This is a genomic window from Rubellimicrobium roseum (assembly GCF_006152145.1).
GTDB classification, from domain to species: domain Bacteria; phylum Pseudomonadota; class Alphaproteobacteria; order Rhodobacterales; family Rhodobacteraceae; genus Rubellimicrobium; species Rubellimicrobium roseum.
Genome location: NZ_VDFV01000130.1, coordinates 1 through 2,040, shown reverse-complemented (window position 1 = coordinate 2,040; position 2,040 = coordinate 1). Strand labels below are relative to the sequence as shown.

Annotated in this window: 1 protein-coding gene; it reads left to right on the top strand. The window is 66.7% G+C overall.

Annotation, left to right across the window (positions count from 1 at the left end):
* The first annotated feature begins 209 nt into the window (after positions 1–209).
* Positions 210–1,646 carry a DUF6880 family protein gene (locus FHG71_RS23125; RefSeq protein WP_139084156.1) on the top strand — a complete coding sequence of 479 codons (1,437 nt, stop codon included), beginning with the start codon at positions 210–212 and terminating at the stop codon, positions 1,644–1,646.
* The last annotated feature ends 394 nt before the right edge of the window (positions 1,647–2,040 follow it).

Here is a 2,040-nt window from a genome sequence, read left to right as displayed (position 1 = left end):
CCCAAGGTCTTTCTCTCGGCCATCGCCTTGGCCGCAACCGTCATGTTCTGGCTATGAGTCCTGAGCGTAGCCTATCTTTCGATTCATATCTGACTGGAGTGAAAAACCGAACATGCAAGGAATTGCGTTCGGCCGTAATCGGGGCGGTTGTGGTGACGGCCAAAGAAGCACGGCTCACGACGTCGAGGTAAGAGTGAGAGGATGACCTGATGGCGTCCAAGACGACCCTGAATGCCAAGAACCTCGAAGCGCTCGGGGCGACGCGCTTGGCGGAACTCCTAATCGAGCTAAGCACCGGCGATGCAGCGGCCAAACGGCGTCTTCGCCTTGAGCTCGCTGGCACCGCAGGCTCCGAAGACGTGGCCCGGCAGATCCGCAAGCGCCTCACGACGATTGCAGGGTCGCGCTCCTCTTTGGACTGGCAGAAGCGCAAGGCGCTGGTGAAGGACCTCGACACGCAGCGCCGGGCCATTGTGGACCAAGTGGCCCGGCACGACCCCGTCGAGGCGCTCGAGCTGATGTGGCGCTTCCTGGGACTGGCGAGCTCTGTCTTCGAGCGCTGCGACGACAGCAGCGGGACGGTGAGCACCGTCTTTGCCACGGCGGTTGCTGACCTCGGCGAGATCGCGACAGCCGCGCAGCCCGACCCTGCGAGACTCGCGGATGACGTGTTCGAGGCCCTCACCGACAACGGCTACGGCCAGTACGATGACCTGATCGGAGTCCTGGCCCCGGCTCTCGGACCGGAAGGTCTGGAGCACCTGAAGAGCCGCATGCTCGCCTTGGCAGGACAGCCGGTCGGACGTTACTCGGGGGCAAAGCGGCAGGTGGTCGGCTATGGGCTTTCTGGTCCGCTCTATGCCGACGAGATGGTCGAGCGCTCGCGCTCGAGCACCGTGCGCCTGGCTCTCATGGCCATCGCCGATGCTCAGGGCGACGTGGACGCCTTCATCGGCCAATACGACTCGCGGGCACGCATGGTGCCGACGATCGCGGCCCAGATCGCGCGGCGCCTGCTGGCGGCCGGTCGGACGGAGGAGGCCTGGCAAAGCATCGAGGCCGCCACGCCGAAGGGCCGGGACGCCCCCGACCTCGACTGGGCGGATGCGCGCATCGAGGTGCTCGAGGCGCTCGGCCGGACTGAGGAGGCCCAGGCCGCCCGGTGGTCCGCCTTCGAGCGGGCGCTCTCGGCGGAGCACCTCAGAGCCCACCTGAAGCGCCTGCCTGACTTCGAAGACTTGGAAGCCCAGGACCGGGCCCTGGCTCAGGTCGAGCGACAAAGGAGCTTGCTCCACGCCTTGGCGTTCCTGGTGTCCTGGCCAGCGCTCGACCGGGCCGCAGCACTCGTGCTCCGCCGCGCGAAGGAGATCGACGGCGACCACTACGAGGTCCTGACCCCGGCCGCCGACGCGCTCTCGGCCAGGCACCCGCTCGCGGCCACGCTGGTGCTGAGGGCCATGATCGACTTCGCCCTGAGCCACAGCCGGGCCAGTCGCTACCGCCATGCCGCCCGTCATCTGCTCGAGTGCGAGAGCCTCGCGTCCTCCGTGCCGGACTGGGGAGACATGGAAACACACGTGGCCTACCTCGCTCGCTTGAGGAAGCAGCATGGGCGCAAGAGCGCGTTTTGGAGCCTGATGGACTGAAGGGACATTCGGACATCGCCGCTTGGACCTGGTCGAAGCGGCCCGCACCGTCGCATCATGTTCAAGACGGTTGGCGAGCAGGACGTCCCCGACGTAGCGGCCGGGTCCCGATGCCCCGATCCTCTGCCGGATCTCACGCGCAAGCCGGCAGAGGACCGCGCCGTGAGCCTTGACGCAAGGTCCGCTGGCTTGATCCAGATCAGGGCGGCCCCAACTCCCCCCGCCTAGGGCAGGCCGAACCTGCCCGGGGGGACAGCCATGATCGACTTGGATCAGTCCGAACTGCTGCGCGTCGACATCCTGCGCAAGTCGGGCCTTCTTACGGGCGTTGTTGCGCAACTCGAGTTGAGGCCGAGTTCGCCCCTTTCCCCTCGAGGTCAGGCGACGCGCGTGA